This is a genomic window from Mesorhizobium sp. NZP2298 (assembly GCF_013170825.1).
In the GTDB taxonomy this organism is placed as follows: Bacteria; Pseudomonadota; Alphaproteobacteria; order Rhizobiales; family Rhizobiaceae; genus Mesorhizobium.
Genome location: NZ_CP033365.1, coordinates 6,216,521 through 6,231,839, shown reverse-complemented (window position 1 = coordinate 6,231,839; position 15,319 = coordinate 6,216,521). Strand labels below are relative to the sequence as shown.

Sequence of the window (15,319 nt, the reverse complement as noted above, 5' to 3'; positions counted from 1 at the left end):
ATCAAGAAAATTCTTGGATATCGCTCCCGACGAAGCGGGCGGTTCAGGTGCCGTTGGCGCTGGCCAGGAAAAGTCCGGCAACGATTGCCACCACCGTGGCCACCGTCGGATAGATGACCAGCAGCCCGGTCACCAATGCGTCGCGCAGGGAAGTCCCGTTGTCGGTGGCGACCGGCACATCGAACGGGCCTGCAGCCTGGGCGAGCACTTTCGGTGCATGGATGCTCGCCGGGCGCAACCGCGCCGGCAACGCGCCAGCATCGCTATCGGCATGGAATTTCACTGCGCTGGTCATGTTCCGAACCCCTTCATGTCGATGCGGTGTATCGGTTCCGATTGTGTCGGTACGATGCCGCGCTCATGGCGGGATTGTTTCATTTTCAGCGCGTTTTGTTTCACGCAAGTTCGCTTCCGTCTTCTCTTGACCCGGGCATGCCCGAGGAGGCGACCCTTGCCGCTCTGGGCTTCATCGGTTAGGACACGCGCGTTGCGAAGATCGCAACATTGTTGACCTGCAAGCACCACGAAACTCCGGGCAAACATCTCATGGCCGATAAATCGGAAAAGACGAAAGCGCGGCTGCCGCGCGGTTTTGCCGACCGCAGCGCCGAGGACATTCGCGCCGTCGAGAAGATGATGGCGACGATCCGCTCGGTCTATGAGCTCTACGGCTTCGAGCCCGCCGACCAGCCGTTGATCGAATACACCGATGCGCTCGGAAAATTCCTGCCCGACCAGGACCGGCCGAATGAAGGCGTGTTCTCCTTCCAGGATGATGACGACCAGTGGTTGTCGCTGCGCTATGACCTGACGGCGCCAACGGCACGTTTCGTCGCCGAGAATTACGAACGCCTGCCAAAACCCTATCGCAGCTACCGCTCCGGCTGGGTGTTCCGCAACGAGAAGCCCGGCCCCGGCCGCTTCCGCCAGTTCATGCAGTTCGACGCCGACACGATCGGCACGCCGGGCGTCGCCGCCGACGCCGAAATGGCGATGATGATGGCCGACGTGATGGAAGCGCTCGGCATCAAGCGCGGCGACTATGTCATCCGCGTCAACAACCGCAAGGTGCTCGATGGCGTGCTGGAGGCAATCGGCCTCGGGGGCGATGAAAATGCCGGACGCCGCCTGACCGTGCTGCGCGCGATCGACAAGCTGGACAAGCTCGGGCCGGAAGGGGTGAAGCTCCTGCTTGGGCCCGGCCGCTGGGATGGCGGCAAGGAAGGCGAAGGCGACTTCGCCAAGGGGGCCGGCTTGAACAACGGGCAAGCCGAGGCGGTTCTTCAGGCAACAGCGAGAAATGCACAGGTCGGCCAGGATTCCATGGTCAATTCGAACGCGACCTACCAGGAAGGCGTCGGCGAACTCTCGACCATTGAAGCCTTGGTCAGGGCGGCAGGATATGGCGAAGACCGCATCGCCATGGATCGCTCCGTCGTGCGCGGCCTCGAATATTATACGGGCCCTGTCTTCGAGGCTGAATTGCTGGCGGAAATTCCCAATGAGGACGGCCAGATCGTGCGCTTCGGCTCGGTTGGTGGTGGCGGCCGCTATGACGGTCTCGTCTCGCGCTTCCGTGGCGAACCGGTGCCGGCGACGGGTTTCTCCATTGGCGTTTCCAGATTGATGACGGCGCTGAAGAACCTCGGCAAGCTCGACAGCGCTGATGTGATCGCGCCCGTCGTCGTGCTGGTCATGGACAAGGATACCGAGAGCCTCGGCCGCTACCAGAAGATGGTGAGCGAATTGCGCGCCGCCGGCATCCGCTCCGAAATGTACCTCGGCGGCGCCGGCATGAAGGCGCAGCTCAAATATGCCGACAGGCGCGGCTGCCCGGTCGCAATCATCCAGGGTGGCGACGAGCGCGCCAAGGGCGAGCTGCAGATCAAGGATCTGATCGAAGGCGCGCGCATGTCCGCCGAAATTACCGACAACGCCGAATGGCGCGCCGCCCGCCCGGCGCAGGTCACGGTGGCTGAAAGTGAACTGGTCGCCGAGGTGAAGAAGATCCTGGCGGCGCAGGCTGCCGATCGCGCGAAATAAGAGCGCGGCCAGTGACCTCGCGCTACCCCGCCATCGCAGCCGACATCACCAGCCTCTTCGCCGCGCGCGACACGCACGCGGTCGAGGTCGCCGTCCTGCAGCCGGCGGACCCGTTCCTCGACATGGCCGGCGAGGATCTGCGCCGCCGCATTTTCCTCACCGAAAGCGAGACAGGGCAGACCTTGTGCCTGCGGCCGGAGTTCACCATTCCGGTCTGTCTCGACCACATAAGCTCGCAGGCCGGCACGCCGCGGCGCTATTCGTATCTGGGGGAAGTGTTCCGCCAGCGCCGCGAAGGCGGCAATGAATTCTTCCAGGCCGGCATCGAGGATCTTGGCGACCGCGACACGGCGCAAGCCGATGCCCGCTCCGTGGCCGATGCGCATGCGCTGCTGTCGCTTGTGCTGCCCGGCCAGCCGCTGACGGTCACGCTCGGCGACCAGGGCATCTTCGAAGCGGTGCTGGCCGCACTCGGCCTGCCGCGCGGCTGGCGCATGCGGCTGGCCCGTGCCTTCGGCTCGGCGCCAATGCTGCAGGCGGCACTCGCCGACCTCGCTAACCCGCCGCGCAACGGCCAGCTCTCTGGCGATGTCGCCGCCCTTGTCCTCGATGGCGATCTCGAAGGTCTCTCGACCCGCATCGCTGGCGGCATGGAAGAGGCTGGGCTTTCGGCAACTGCCGGGCGCTCGCCCTCCGACATTGCGCGGCGGTTGATCGAGAAGGCCGAATTGCGCAGCGTTCGGCTGTCGAATGAGGCGTTCGCGGCATTGAAAGGCTTTCTGGCGATCGACGTCCCGCTCGATGGCGCGGCTGAGGCGCTGGAGACCTTCGCCGCCGGTGCTGGGCTTTCTCTGGGGGCCGCGCTGGAGAAATTCGCCGCCCGTGCCGGGGCGATCGAGGCCCATGGCTTGCCGGCAGGAAACATCCGCTATGACGCCGCCTTCGGCCGTCCGCTCGACTACTACACTGGTGTGGTTTTCGAAATCGCGGCGCAAGGCGGCGAGCGTCCCTTGGCCGGCGGCGGCCGCTACGACCGGTTGCTGACATTGCTTGGCGCCAAGACAGCCATCCCCGGCGTCGGCTTTTCCGTTTGGCTCGACCGCATCGAGGCGTTGCGGGAGACGGTACCATGATCACGCTGGCCATTCCCTCGAAGGGCCGGCTGAAAGAGCAGGCGCTGGACGTACTGGCCAAGGCCGGCCTCGCCATCAGCCTGCCTGGCGACGAGCGCAAATATCATGCCCGTGTCGAAGGCCTGGACAATGTCGAGGTCGTCTTCCTGTCGGCGTCCGAAATATCGGGCGAGATCGGCCAGGGTGCGGTCGATCTCGGCATCACCGGCGAGGATCTGGTGCGGGAAAACCTGGCCGACTGGGAGGCGCGTGCGGAAATCGCCGCCCGTCTCGGCTTCGGCCATGCCGACGTCGTGGTGGCCGTGCCCGAGATCTGGCTCGATGTCGACACCATGGCCGACCTCGACGACGTCGCCGCCGATTTCCGCCAGCGCCATGGCAGGCGGCTGAGGATTGCCACCAAATACTGGCGGCTGACACAGCAATTCTTCTCGCAGAAGCACGGCATCCAGGTCTATCGCATCGTCGAAAGCCTGGGTGCCACCGAGGGCGCGCCGGCGGCGGGACTTGCCGATGTCATCGTTGACATCACCACGACCGGTTCGACGCTGCGGGCCAACCACCTCAAGGTGCTGGGTGACGGCGTCGTGTTGAAGTCGCAGGCTTGTCTGGTCGCATCGAAGAAGGCGCGTGCCTCAGGCGATGAAGCCATCTTGCGCGACATCGTCACGAAGATGGCGGCGGCGGTCGTGTAACGATCACTCCCCCTCCATGGAACAGAACTCCAGTACCATCGGCGGGATTTCCACCGTCCCGGCAGGCTGATAGGCTCGATGCGGTCTGGGAGGAGACAGCGATGCCGGTCAATCTCGACGAGCTGAAGAACGCCACCAATCTGCGCGGCCGCGGCGCGCGCGCCGGCAGCGTCTTTATCGCACCCGTCGATGGCAGGGCGCATGTCTCGGGCGAGCGCAAGGTACCGCTGCTCGACAAGACCATTCCGGCACTTTTCTCCGACACCGCCAGCAAATACGCCACGCAGGATGCCGCCGTTTTCGTCGGCCAGGACAAGCGCTTCACCTGGAGCGAACTGTCGGACACGGTGGATGCGCTGGCTGCGGGATTTCTGGCGCTCGGTCTCGAAAAGGGCGACCGCGTCGGCATTTGGTCGCCCAACAGATGGGAATGGCTGGTGACGCAGTTCGCCACCGCCCGCATCGGCCTGATCCTGGTCAACATCAACCCGGCCTACCGGCTGACCGAACTCGAATATGCGCTGAACAAGGTCGGCTGCAAGGCGCTGGTGACGGCCGCCAGTTTCAAGACCTCGGACTATCTCGGCATGGTCGAGACGCTGGCGCCGGAGATCGCCAAGGCCACGCCGGGCAAGCTCAAGGCGCAAAAATTGCCGGCGCTGAAAATTGTCATCCGCATGGGCGACGACAATTCGCCAGGCATGTTCAATTTCGCCGACGTGCTGGCCATGGCGGGTCGCGACGAGCATGACAGTCTCGACCGCATTTCAGAGGGACTGAAGCCGAACGATGCGATCAACATCCAGTTCACCTCGGGCACGACGGGTGCGCCCAAGGGCGCGACGCTGACCCATTTGAACATCGTCAACAACGGCAATTTCGTCACCTCGGCGATCAAGCTCACCGTCGACGACCGGCTCTGCATCCCGGTGCCGCTCTATCACTGCTTCGGCATGTCGATGGGCACGATGGGCTGCGTGTCGAAGGGAGCGACCATGGTTTTCCCGGGCGAGGGTTTCGATCCCGGTGCGACGCTGAAGGCCGTGGCACAGGAGCGCTGCACCGGCCTTTATGGCGTGCCGACCATGTTCGTCGGCATGCTCGATCATGCCGATTTCAGCGTCTTCGATCTCTCCAGCCTGCGCACCGGCATCATGGCCGGCTCGCCATGCCCGATCGAGGTGATGAAGAAGGTGGTATCACTGATGCATATGTCCGAGGTGACCATCGCCTACGGCATGACCGAGACCAGCCCGGTCTCATTCCAGAGCGGCGTCGACGATCCGCTGGAAAAGCGCGTCTCTACGGTTGGGCGCATCCACCCTCATGTCGAGGTCAAGGCCGTCGATTCTGAGGGCGCCACCGTTGCCGTCGGCACGCCGGGCGAACTGTGCACGCGCGGCTATTCCGTCATGAAGGGCTATTGGGACGACGACGAAAAGACCCGAGAGGCGATCGATGGCGACGGCTGGATGCACACTGGCGACCTCGCCACCATCGATGCCGAGGGCTATTGCAACATCGTCGGCCGGGTCAAGGACATGGTCATCCGCGGCGGCGAGAATGTCTATCCGCGCGAGGTCGAGGAATTCCTCTATCGCCATCCCAAGGTAAGGGAAGTGCAGGTGTTCGGCATTCCCGACCAAAAGTATGGCGAGGAGTTGTGCGCCTGGATCGTGCTCAAGCCCGGCCAGATCGCCACCGAACAGGAGATCAGAAACTTCTGCGCCGGCCAGATCGCCCACTACAAGATCCCCCGCCACATCCGCTTCCGCACCGAATTGCCGATGACGGTGACGGGCAAGCCGCAGAAATTCCTGATGCGCAATGCGATGGTGGAGGAACTGGGGCTGGTGGCGCAGAAGACGGCGTGAGGGGTGGACGCCTCGATTTTGTCGTTGCGCTCAATAATGCCGACGTCGCGCGACCTTGCGGCATCTTCAGGAGCCGCGGGTCGGTGTCGTTTGCTGGAGTCGAACGCCGGGTGATGGGCTTGCCGGCCTTGCGATGACATTGGCTGAGGCGCTCCCCACAGGCTTTCCGCAAAGGTTCGCAGAACACATGGGGGCTTGAATGACTGGTTTCGGACGATCGGCGATTTCCTACGCGATGCCCCTCGCTGCGCTGGCGATGGCTGTCGCGGTCAGAGCCAGCGGGCTGTCGGTGGACCAGGGTTCGCTGAACGCCAGGATCCTTGTTGGTGCGCTGTCGAGTGCGATCATGTTCGTCACCATTTTCGTGGTGCTCGACCACGCCGAGGCGGTGGCTCGGCGGGTAGGGGAGCCGTACGGCACGCTGGTGCTGACGTTTGCCGTCACGGCAATCGAAGTGTCGATCATTGTTTCCATGATGCTACACGGAGAGAACAACCCGACGCTGGCACGGGAGTCCGTCTTCTCCACGGTGATGATCACATCCACCGGCGTTGTCGGCGTGTGTCTCGCGCTTGGCGGCTGGCGTCATCGCAAGCAGGCCATCGTGCGGCAAGGGACCAGTGCCTATCTGGCGGTTCTGATCGCGCTGACCGTCATGACGCTTATTCTGCCGACCTACACCCAGACCACGGATCCCGGCACGTTTTCGGCAGCCCAACTTGGTTTCGTCAGCGTCCTCTCGGTGCTGCTCTATGCAAGCTTCGTGTTCGCGCAGACCGTCCGGCACCGGGAAGACTTTATCCAGGGACAACCACACGACGTTTCGGTGCGCGCTGCCCCTCACGAGAGCATCTCTGCCAGCGCTCTTCTGTTGGTGGCCGGGCTGATCGGAATTGTCATGCTCGCCGAGCAGGTCGCGGCAAGCGTCGAAGATACGCTCGTTGCCTATCAGGTGACCCAGGCTGACAGCATTGTGGGGGCAATGATCGCGGGGCTGGTGTTGATGCCGGAGGCCATTTCGGCGGTGCGCGCTTCCCTCAACAACGAACTGCAGCGCGGCTTGAATGTCGCGATGGGTTCGGCTTGCGCCACGATCGGCCTGACCATACCGGGAGTCGCAGCCGCCAGCCTGCTGACGGGGAGAGGACTGACCCTGGGGCTGCCGGCTGCCGATGCGGTCCTTTTGGTCCTGGCGCTTTTCATATGCAATGTAAGCTTCAGCACTGAAAGAACGACGTTCCTGACCGGAATGGTCCATCTTGTGGCATTTTTTACTTATGTATTTCTGATATTTATACCGTGAAAGCTGTGGTGCAAGCGACACGCCAAGGTTCCGGCATCCTTCGCTATCTCAGACCGCGGATTTGAGGTGATCGATGAAGGCGCGCAGCTTCGGCAGGATCTGGCGCTTGCCGGGATGATAGAGGAAGACGCCTGGCGTCGTCGCGGCGATGGTGTCCAGCACGGGCTCGAGCTTTCCTTGGGCAATCTGAGCTTCGGCGACCGGTCGAGGGATTTGCGCCAGCCCTACGCCTTGCATCGCGGCCCCCAGCAACGTCGGATAGTCATGCGCGATCAGCGGGCCTGAGACTGCCGCCTCGATCGTTCCGTTGCCGTCGACGAAGGACCAGGGCGCGATGGTGCCGTTCGAGCGGCGCAAGCGCAGGCAGGCGTGGTGGCGAAGGTCGTCGACGCGCTCGGGGCGGCCGCGGCGCTCGAGATAGTCGGGGCTGCCGACAACCACGAACGAGAACGCCGGAGCGAGCCGCACCGCGATCATGTCCGGTGCGATGAACTGGCCGAGGCGGATGCCGGCATCGAATCCGCCGGTCGCCAGATCGACCATCTCGTCGCTCGCGGCGATCTCCAGTTCGATCTCCGGATAGGCCCGGCAGAACGAGGCGATCATCGGCTCCAGGATCAACGGCACGACGGCGCGCGGAACGGACAGGCGCAGCAGTCCGGTTGGCCGTTGGCCGACATCACGCGCCGCCTCGCCGGCCGCGACGATCTCCCCGAAGGCAGGGCCGGCACGGTCGAGGAACCGCTCACCGGCCTCGGTCAGGCCGACGCTTCGTGTCGTGCGGACAAACAGCACCGCACCAAGCCGCGCTTCCAGCGCGCGCACCGCCTGGCTCACGGCCGACGGCGTCACGCCGAGATCGGCGGCGGCGCGGCGGAAGTTCCGGCGCCTGGCGACAGCCAGGAACACCTCGACACCCTCCAGCGCACCGTGCCGGATTGTGTAGTTCTGCTTCATAGGTTGTTGTGATTACAGCGGATAGTCCAACGATGGAAGCAGGTTTAAATGTTCTCCTGAAGCCGAAAGGTCGCGCCAACTGCCAACAGGAGGCCAAATTGCCAACGGAAATGCTGTTCCAGACCCATCTCGTTCTGGGTTATGTCGCGTGGCTGCTTTGCTTCGCTGCGTATATCTGGCCCTGGCTGAGCGCGATGGACCGCGTCGCGGCGCATCGCGCCATTGCCACCCTGCATAGTTTCCGCTTCTTCGGGCTCGTCTTTATCCTTCCGGGCGTCGTCAGCCCAGATCTGCCCGCCAGCTTTGCCACCTTCGCCGCTTACGGCGACTTTGCAACGGGGGTGCTGGCTATGCTGGCGCTGCTCACGGTGCGGATACGCCAGCTTTTCTGGCCGTTCGTCGTCGCCTTCAATGTCGTCGGGATGGTCGACCTCATCGTCGATTATTACCAAGCCATTCAGGCTGACCTCCCTGCCCATGCAGGATTGTTTGGCGCCACCTATGCGATCCCGGTCATCTACGTCCCGCTGTTGATGATCACGCACATCACCGCATTCTATTTTCTGCTGCGCCCGCACCAGAACGCGACGCGCGCCGTCGCCAACGAGGCGACTGCTTCGTAGATTGTTTGGAGATCGGCTGGGTGTCCCGCAACCTGCCGCCGCTACGCCCCTTGCTGGCGACGGCCGATCCGCATTTCGCTCGGTCGCGGCGCCGAACCCGGCTCCTGCACGAGCGGTCCAAGCAGCACCTCTCCGAACAGCGGCTGGTAGCTTCTGCGCACCGCCGGATCCTCCTTGAAGGACAGAGCGTACTGGCCGATCTGGTGGAAATAGGTGATGCGCGCCCTGACCAGGCTTTCATCCTCGGGATAGCCCATGGCGCGGAAGGAGCGGATCAAGAGCGCGATGCGCAGGTCGTCCATGTCCTTGACCTCCTGCGTCAGTTTCTTCGACGTGCGCGACCAGTCGCGTACCGCCAGATCAAGCAGAGGGCTGAACGGCGCTTCGTCCACCCAGACATGCACGATGTCGGTGAAGAACTGCAGGCCGTCGATGCCGTGCATGTCGCGCATCGCCCAGAACGGCGCGCAATTGATGTTGCGCCATTCCTGCAGCAGGCTGTCGCGAAGGTCGGCCAGGCTGGCGAAGTGGAAGTAGAAGGAGCCGCGCGTCACCTTGAACTGTTGGGCAAGGCGGTCGATCTTGACCTCGCCGATGCCGCGCTTTTCCAGCACCTTGCGTGCCGCCGCGATCCAGGCCTCGCGGCTCAGCGTCTGACGCGCCGCCTTCGCACGCGAGGCGGTCCTGGGAGGTTTTTTGGCTCGGGCCGGGGCAGTGTCCGCTTTCATGTGGTCAAGACCTTCATCGCCATGCGCGACGCCTCCAGCCCGTTCGCCGGCTTCGGTGCGCTTCGCGATTCTTAGAGCGGTTCATCGTTTCATGGAAACGCCGAACTGCTCTATCTCTTTGTTTTGACGCAATTCCGGAAGGAAAACCGCTTCACACTTTTCCTGGAATTGCTCCAACTGCCCATCTATCGCGGAACGCCGGGCTCAGGGCAATGCGCTGATCCGCTCCAGCATGAGTTCGAAGAACGGCGCCGGGTCGATGCGCCGCAGCACGTTGCAATTCTTGCGTCGGCCGGTCACGTGCCACCAGTCGACGACGGTCATGCCGATCGTCTCCGGCGAGACGATGTCGACCGTCACCGCGCACTGGCGCTGCTCATAGATCTGCGGCGCCAGCAGATAGCCGGTGACGCAGGCATCGTGGATGGGGCGCGCCGCCGTTTCGAATTTGTGCGTGCCGTACTGGCGGAAGAAGTCGGCCAGGTTGGCGGCCTCGATCGCGGCGCGGCTGCCAGTGGCGCGCAGGCGGTCGAGCCACTCGGGCGTCATCAGCGCGGTGTAGGTGCAGTCTATGCCCGCCATGGTCACCGGCACGCCGCTGTCGAACACCTTGTGCGCCGCATGCGGGTCGACGAAGATGTTGAACTCGGCCGCAGGCGTGGCGTTGCCGCCCTGGAAGAAGCCACCGCCCATCAGCACGACTTCGCGCAGCCGGGGCACGATCCTCGGCTCCATGGTCATGGCCATGGCGAGATTGGTCATCGGCCCGAGCGTGCAGACGGTCAACTCGCCCTCCGGCGCATCCATGATGGTGCGCACCATGTAGTTGACGGCGTGTTCGTCCTGCAGTGGCGTCACCGGTTCTGGAAGGTCGGCGCCGTCAAGACCGGTTTCGCCATGGACATACTCGGCCGTGATCAGCTTGCGCACCATCGGCGCCGGGCATCCGGCATGCACCGGCACGTCCGCGCGCCCGGCAAGCTCGACGACCTTGAGCGCATTCTTCGACGTCAGGGCCAGCGGCACATTGCCGCCGACCGTGGTGATGCCGACCACGTCGAGCTCGGCCGGAGAGCCCAATGCGAAAAGGATGGCGAAGGCGTCGTCCTGGCCCGGATCGGTGTCGATGATGATCTTGCGTGGTGCCATGATGCCGCGACTCTCCTTTTTGCCATCGAAAGCCTATTGATGAGGCCGTTCGGATGTGTAGAAATACAGTACTGTATCTTATGTTCAAGACAGGGTGTTCGAAAATGGATGCACGAGAGCGCGGCGATTTTTCCGAAATTCCGATCCTCGACGTTTCGGCGCTCTATGGCGACGACGAAGGCGCGATCCGGGCAACGGCGGCGACGCTGCGCCGCTATCTCGAGACGATCGGCTTCCTCTACGTGACCGGACATCCCATTCCGCGCGCCGACGTCGAAGCCGTCCGCGAAGCCTCCAAGCGCTTCTTTGCCTTGCCCGAGGAGGAAAAGGCGAAGCTCAAGATCGACAAGAATTTCCGCGGATTCCTGCCCTTTGCCGGCTCGACCATCGTGACCTCGTCGGTGGCGACCGTCAGCAAGCCCAACCAGAGCGAATCGATCTTCTTCATGCACGAGGTCGGCGCCGACGATCCCAGGGCCCTGGCCGAAAAGCCGCTGCAAGGCCCTAACCAGTGGCCGGACGAGGCCACCGTGGCGGGCTTCAGGCAGACGATCGAGCGTTATGTCGATGAGATGGGCACGCTAGCCCGCAAGATGGTCCGCGCCATCGCGCTCTCGCTCGGACTACCCTCCGACAGCCTCGACCGCTATTTCGAGCAGCCGACGACCTTCCTGCGGCTGCTGCACTACCCGACCCAGCCTCAGGAAGAAGGGCTCTTCGGTTCGGCGCCGCATACGGACTATGGCTTCATCACCTTGCTGGCTCAGGACAATGTCGGCGGCCTCGAGGTCAAGAATAAGGCCGGGGATTGGGTTCCCGCGCCTCCGGTTCCGGATTCCTTCGTGATGAATGTCGGCGACATCCTTGCGCGCTGGTCCAACGACCAGTTTGTCTCGACGCCGCACCGCGTCATCAACCGGTCGGGACGCGAGCGCTATTCGCAACCCTTCTTCTTCGATCCCTCCATGGACGAGACCATCGAGGCGCTGCCGGTCTGCGTGCCGGCCGGCACGCAGCCAAAATACGCACCGGTGCTCTACGGCGACTATCTGATGGAGCGCATCGACAAGAACTACCACTATCGCAAGAAGAAGGCGGCCGAAGCGGCAGGCGCGTAAGCGAATGTCGAGCCCGAGCCGGCCCCCGAACGGAGGCCGGCTCGGGCTTTGCCTGGTGAAGACTGCAAACAAGCAAGAAAGGGGAACAGCAATGAATGCATATCTGCGAACGGCCAGCCTTGCGCTGGCGATATCCACCATGGCCTGGGGCGGGGTTTCCCGGGCCGCCGAGGTTGCGAAATCCACCGACGTCAAGCAGAGCGGAACGCTCGCTGTCGCCAACACGCTGGACTATGCGCCGTTCGAATATCTCGATGCCGACGGCAAGCAGACCGGCATCATCATCGAACTCGCGGGCGAGGTGGCCAAGCTGGTCGACGCCAAGCTGGATGTTCAGCGCACGCCATTCCCCTCGATGATCCCCGGCCTGGCCGCTGGTCGCTTCAAGATCGCCTGGGAGACATTCTCGGCCACGCCAGAACGGCTGAAGCAGGTCGATTTCGTCATGTTCCTGAAGGCCGGCCTCGCCGTCTCGACGTCGCCCGACAAGAAGGCGAGCTTCAGCGGTGACACGCCGCTCTGCGGCAAGCGCATCGGCGTTTCGGCCGGCAGCGCCTCCGACTTCCTGGTCGACAAGCTCGGCAAGGAATGCACCGACAAGGGCCAGGAGGCCATCGAGAAGTCGGTCTTCAACTCCTCGACCGATATCGTCCAGGCCGTGCTGTCCGACCGTGTCGACGCCCGGATGGACGATGCGACCGCGTCGAGCTATTTCGAGGTGACGAGCAAGGGCCAGCTGGTGGTGTTGCCTACGCTTTACGAGGTCGCGCCGCTCGGCATGGCGATCGCCAAGGACGACAAGGAAACCGCCGACATGATGGTGGGCGCGCTCGCCGAGCTGTTCAAGAACGGCACCTACAAGGCTATCCTCGACAAGTACGGCATGGGCGCTTACGCCATCAAGGAACCCTACTTCGTCGGGACCATGGACGCGCTGCGCGCCGAATAGAAACGACCCGGCGCCTGATCATCGTCAGGCGCCGGCCAGCAATCAGGAGACGATTGATGGGCGTGGCCCACCCGACCGAGATCGGCGTCGAGCCGGGCGTTGCCGCTGCCGTGTCACGACTGACCGTCGTGCCGCAGCGCCGCTATGGCATCTGGATCGGCACGGCGTTCGCCTTGCTGCTGGCGTTCCTCATCATTCGCGCCTTCGCCAGCAATCCGGCCTTCGCCTGGAGCACGGCCGCCGGCTACCTGTTCCACCCCTCGATCATGCGCGGCCTTGGCAACACGCTGGTGCTCACCGTCATCATCATGGTGTTGGCGATCGTGGTCGGCACTGTCATCGCCATCATGCGGGTATCGCCAAGTCAGGTGCTGCGCGCCTTCGCGGGCGTCTATGTCTGGTTCTTCCGGGGTGTCCCGGCCCTGATCCAGCTGATCTTCTGGTTCAACCTGTCGCTGCTGGTGCGCGAAATCTCGCTCACTGTGCCTTTCCTGGGCACGCTGTTTTCCGTACGAACCAATGATTTCATGACCCCGTTCTTCTCCGCTGTCGTGGCGCTTTCGCTGTGCGAGGCCGGCTACATGGCCGAGATCATCCGCGCCGGCATCAAGTCAGTGCCGCCGGGCCAGTCGGAAGCGGCGAGCGCGCTCGGCATGCCCTACCGCATGATCCTGAAGCGCATCACCCTGCCGCAAGCCATGCGCTTCGTGCTGCCGCCGACCGGCAACGAGGCGATCAACCTGCTGAAGATGACCTCGCTGGTGACGTTCATCGCCGTTGATGACCTGTTCTATACGGCGCAAAGCATCTATGCCCGTACCTTCGAGACGATCCCGCTCCTGATCGTGGTCGCCTTCTGGTACCTCGCCGTGGTCAGCATCATGTCGGTCGGGCAGCATTTCCTGGAGCGCCATTTCGGCCGCAGCGACACGCGCCGCGATCCCCTGACGATGCGCGCCTTGCGCAACTTGATCAGCCTGCGCGGCGTTGCCCGATGAGCGACGTGAAGTCCGAAAATCGCGCCCGCTTCGGCGTCCCGGCCGATTCCATGGTGTTCGCGCGCGGCGTGCGCAAAACCTATGGCCAGCTTGAAGTGCTCAAGGGCGTCGACTTCGACGTGGCCGAGGGAACGGTGGCCTGCATCATCGGTCCGTCGGGATCCGGCAAGAGCACGTTCCTGCGCTGCATCAACCATCTGGAAAAACTCAGCGGCGGCATCCTGCTGGTGGACAGCCAGTTCGTCGGCTACGACCTCCAGGGCGACAAGCTCCACGAGGTCAAGGACGATCTCCTGTGTCAGCGCCGGGCCGAGATCGGCATGCTGTTCCAGTCGTTCAACCTGTTCTCGCACATGACGGTGATGGAGAACCTGATCGAGGCGCCGACGCAGGTGCGGCGCATCCCCGTCGACCAGGCCAAGGCCGAGGCGGAAGTCCTGCTGCGGCGCGTCGGCCTTGCCGACAAGGTCGACCGCTATCCGCGCGAACTGTCCGGTGGCCAGCAGCAGCGCGTGGCGATCGCGCGCGCCATGGCGATGAAGCCGAAGGTGCTTTTGTTCGACGAGCCGACATCGGCGCTCGACCCCGAACTGGTCGGCGAGGTGCTGCAGGTGATGCGTGATCTGGCCGAGAGCGGCATGACGATGGTCGTCGTCACCCACGAGATCGGCTTTGCCCGCGAGATCGGCGATCAGCTCGTCTTCATGGATGGTGGCGTGATCGTCGAACGCGGCGCGCCGCGCGAGATGATCGCCAACCCGCAATCGCCACGAACCCGCGAATTCCTGTCCCGGGTTCTCTGACGCCTGGCTTTACGCGGCCAGCACCGTGGTGCCGAGGCCGCGGATGATCTTCGCCAGTTCCACGCACTCGCCGTGCCTTGCATTGTTGCGCCGCCAGGCAAGGCAGATCATGCGCTGCGGCATCGGCTCCTGGAACGGCACGATCTTGAGGTCGGGGATGGTGCCGGCGGGCCCCGTGGCCATTTCGGGGATGAGCGTGACGCCGAGGCCATGCGCCACCATCTGCAAGAGCGTGGTCAGGCTGGTGGCGCCGTAGCTTGCCATCGCCACCGGACGCACATTGCCACAGACCGCCAGCGCCTGTTCGCGCAGGCAATGCCCTTCCTCCAGCAGCATCAGCCGCTCCAGTGCCGGGCTTTCTGGCGGAACCGGCGGCGAGGCGAAGGCCGGATCGCCAGCTGGCACGGCGAGGAAGAACCGGTCGGGAAACAGTGCCTCGGTGGTCAGGCCCGGATGATCGAGCGGAAGCGCCGCGATGAAGGCGTCGAGCTTGCGCGATGCGGTGTCCTCGACCAGGGAGGTTGTGACGGCCTCGCGCAATTCGAGCAGCAAGGCCGGAAAATGCTTCTTCAGTTCGGGCAGGGCGCGCGGCAGAAGATAGGGCGCGACGGTCGGGATGATGCCCAACCGGAAGCGCCCCTCCATGGCCGTGCGACCGCGCCGGGCTGTCGTTTCGACGTCGCGTATGTCGGCCAGGATGCGTTCGATACGCGGCAAAAGGGCAACCGCCTCGTCGGTCATTCGGACCGACTTGCCGCCGCGCTCGAACAGCCGGCAGTTCAGCCGTTGCTCCATTTCCGCGATCTGCGAGGACAGTGCCGGTTGGCTGACACCGGCGAGTTTTGCCGCGCGTCCGAAATGCAGCGTCTGCGCCAGGGCGTCGAAATAGTGCATCTGTCGGACAGTCAAGCCTATCATAAGAAAATCCTATCGAAATGAACAGGAA

15 protein-coding genes are annotated in these 15,319 nt (G+C 63.6%); 10 read left to right on the top strand and 5 right to left on the bottom strand.

Features of this window, described 5'->3' with window-relative positions; genetic code table 11:
• Positions 1–43: 43 nt before the first annotated feature.
• The gene (locus tag EB231_RS29890; protein ID WP_172352015.1) at positions 44–295 is read right to left on the bottom strand and encodes a hypothetical protein; all 252 of its coding nucleotides are present in this window, start codon (positions 293–295) and stop codon (positions 44–46) included.
• Positions 296–546: 251 nt separating this feature from the next.
• Here EB231_RS29890 and hisS point away from each other — a divergent pair, with 251 nt between their 5' ends.
• The 5 genes from hisS to EB231_RS29865 all read left to right on the top strand — a co-directional run bounded on the left by hisS (position 547) and on the right by EB231_RS29865 (position 7,048).
• Positions 547–2,043 carry a histidine--tRNA ligase gene (hisS, locus tag EB231_RS29885; protein ID WP_172352014.1) on the top strand — a complete coding sequence of 499 codons (1,497 nt, stop codon included), beginning with the start codon at positions 547–549 and terminating at the stop codon, positions 2,041–2,043.
• A gap of 11 nt (positions 2,044–2,054) precedes the next feature.
• Positions 2,055–3,176, top strand: a complete 1,122-nt coding sequence (locus tag EB231_RS29880) for an ATP phosphoribosyltransferase regulatory subunit (protein WP_172352013.1) — start codon at positions 2,055–2,057, stop codon at positions 3,174–3,176.
• Complete coding sequence (gene hisG / locus EB231_RS29875) at positions 3,173–3,871, top strand: ATP phosphoribosyltransferase (protein WP_172352012.1); 699 nt, start codon at positions 3,173–3,175, stop codon at positions 3,869–3,871. The genes EB231_RS29880 and hisG overlap by 4 nt, the downstream gene beginning before the upstream one ends.
• Positions 3,872–3,972: 101 nt before the next feature.
• Entirely contained in the window at positions 3,973–5,745 is a 1,773-nt protein-coding gene (locus EB231_RS29870) for an AMP-binding protein (RefSeq protein WP_172352011.1), read from the top strand.
• A gap of 199 nt (positions 5,746–5,944) precedes the next feature.
• The gene (locus EB231_RS29865) at positions 5,945–7,048 is read left to right on the top strand and encodes a calcium:proton antiporter (RefSeq protein WP_172352010.1); all 1,104 of its coding nucleotides are present in this window, start codon (positions 5,945–5,947) and stop codon (positions 7,046–7,048) included.
• A 48-nt stretch (positions 7,049–7,096) separates the two neighbouring features.
• Here the strand turns inward: EB231_RS29865 and EB231_RS29860 are convergent, their stop codons facing one another.
• On the bottom strand, positions 7,097–8,005 hold the full coding sequence (locus EB231_RS29860; protein ID WP_172352009.1) for a LysR family transcriptional regulator: 909 nt from the start codon (positions 8,003–8,005) through the stop codon (positions 7,097–7,099).
• Between the two features lie 98 nt (positions 8,006–8,103).
• On the opposite strand from EB231_RS29860, the gene EB231_RS29855 reads away from it, so the two are divergent.
• Entirely contained in the window at positions 8,104–8,628 is a 525-nt protein-coding gene (locus EB231_RS29855) for a hypothetical protein (RefSeq protein WP_172353086.1), read from the top strand.
• Positions 8,629–8,669: 41 nt separating this feature from the next.
• On the opposite strand, the gene EB231_RS29850 is transcribed toward EB231_RS29855, so the two are convergent.
• Both EB231_RS29850 and EB231_RS29845 read right to left on the bottom strand, forming a co-directional pair.
• Positions 8,670–9,356: a TetR/AcrR family transcriptional regulator gene (locus EB231_RS29850; protein ID WP_172352001.1), complete on the bottom strand. Its 687-nt coding sequence runs from the start codon at positions 9,354–9,356 to the stop codon at positions 8,670–8,672.
• 204 nt (positions 9,357–9,560) lie between these two features.
• Positions 9,561–10,505, bottom strand: coding sequence for a nucleoside hydrolase (locus EB231_RS29845; protein WP_172351999.1), 945 nt, complete (start codon positions 10,503–10,505; stop codon positions 9,561–9,563).
• 104 nt (positions 10,506–10,609) lie between these two features.
• On the opposite strand from EB231_RS29845, the gene EB231_RS29840 reads away from it, so the two are divergent.
• From EB231_RS29840 to EB231_RS29825, 4 genes are all read left to right on the top strand, one after another.
• A complete protein-coding gene (locus tag EB231_RS29840; RefSeq protein WP_172351997.1) occupies positions 10,610–11,623 on the top strand; it encodes an isopenicillin N synthase family dioxygenase in 1,014 nt (337 codons plus the stop codon).
• 91 nt (positions 11,624–11,714) lie between these two features.
• Positions 11,715–12,572 (top strand): ABC transporter substrate-binding protein, encoded by an 858-nt coding sequence (locus EB231_RS29835; RefSeq protein WP_172351995.1) that lies wholly within the window; start codon positions 11,715–11,717, stop codon positions 12,570–12,572.
• A gap of 56 nt (positions 12,573–12,628) precedes the next feature.
• Positions 12,629–13,570 carry an amino acid ABC transporter permease gene (locus EB231_RS29830; RefSeq protein ID WP_172351993.1) on the top strand — a complete coding sequence of 314 codons (942 nt, stop codon included), beginning with the start codon at positions 12,629–12,631 and terminating at the stop codon, positions 13,568–13,570.
• Between the two features lie 50 nt (positions 13,571–13,620).
• On the top strand, positions 13,621–14,373 hold the full coding sequence (locus EB231_RS29825; protein WP_172353085.1) for an amino acid ABC transporter ATP-binding protein: 753 nt from the start codon (positions 13,621–13,623) through the stop codon (positions 14,371–14,373).
• Positions 14,374–14,382: 9 nt separating this feature from the next.
• Here EB231_RS29825 and EB231_RS29820 read toward each other — a convergent pair whose 3' ends face one another.
• A complete protein-coding gene (locus tag EB231_RS29820; RefSeq protein WP_172351991.1) occupies positions 14,383–15,291 on the bottom strand; it encodes a hydrogen peroxide-inducible genes activator in 909 nt (302 codons plus the stop codon).
• Positions 15,292–15,319: the final 28 nt, after the last annotated feature.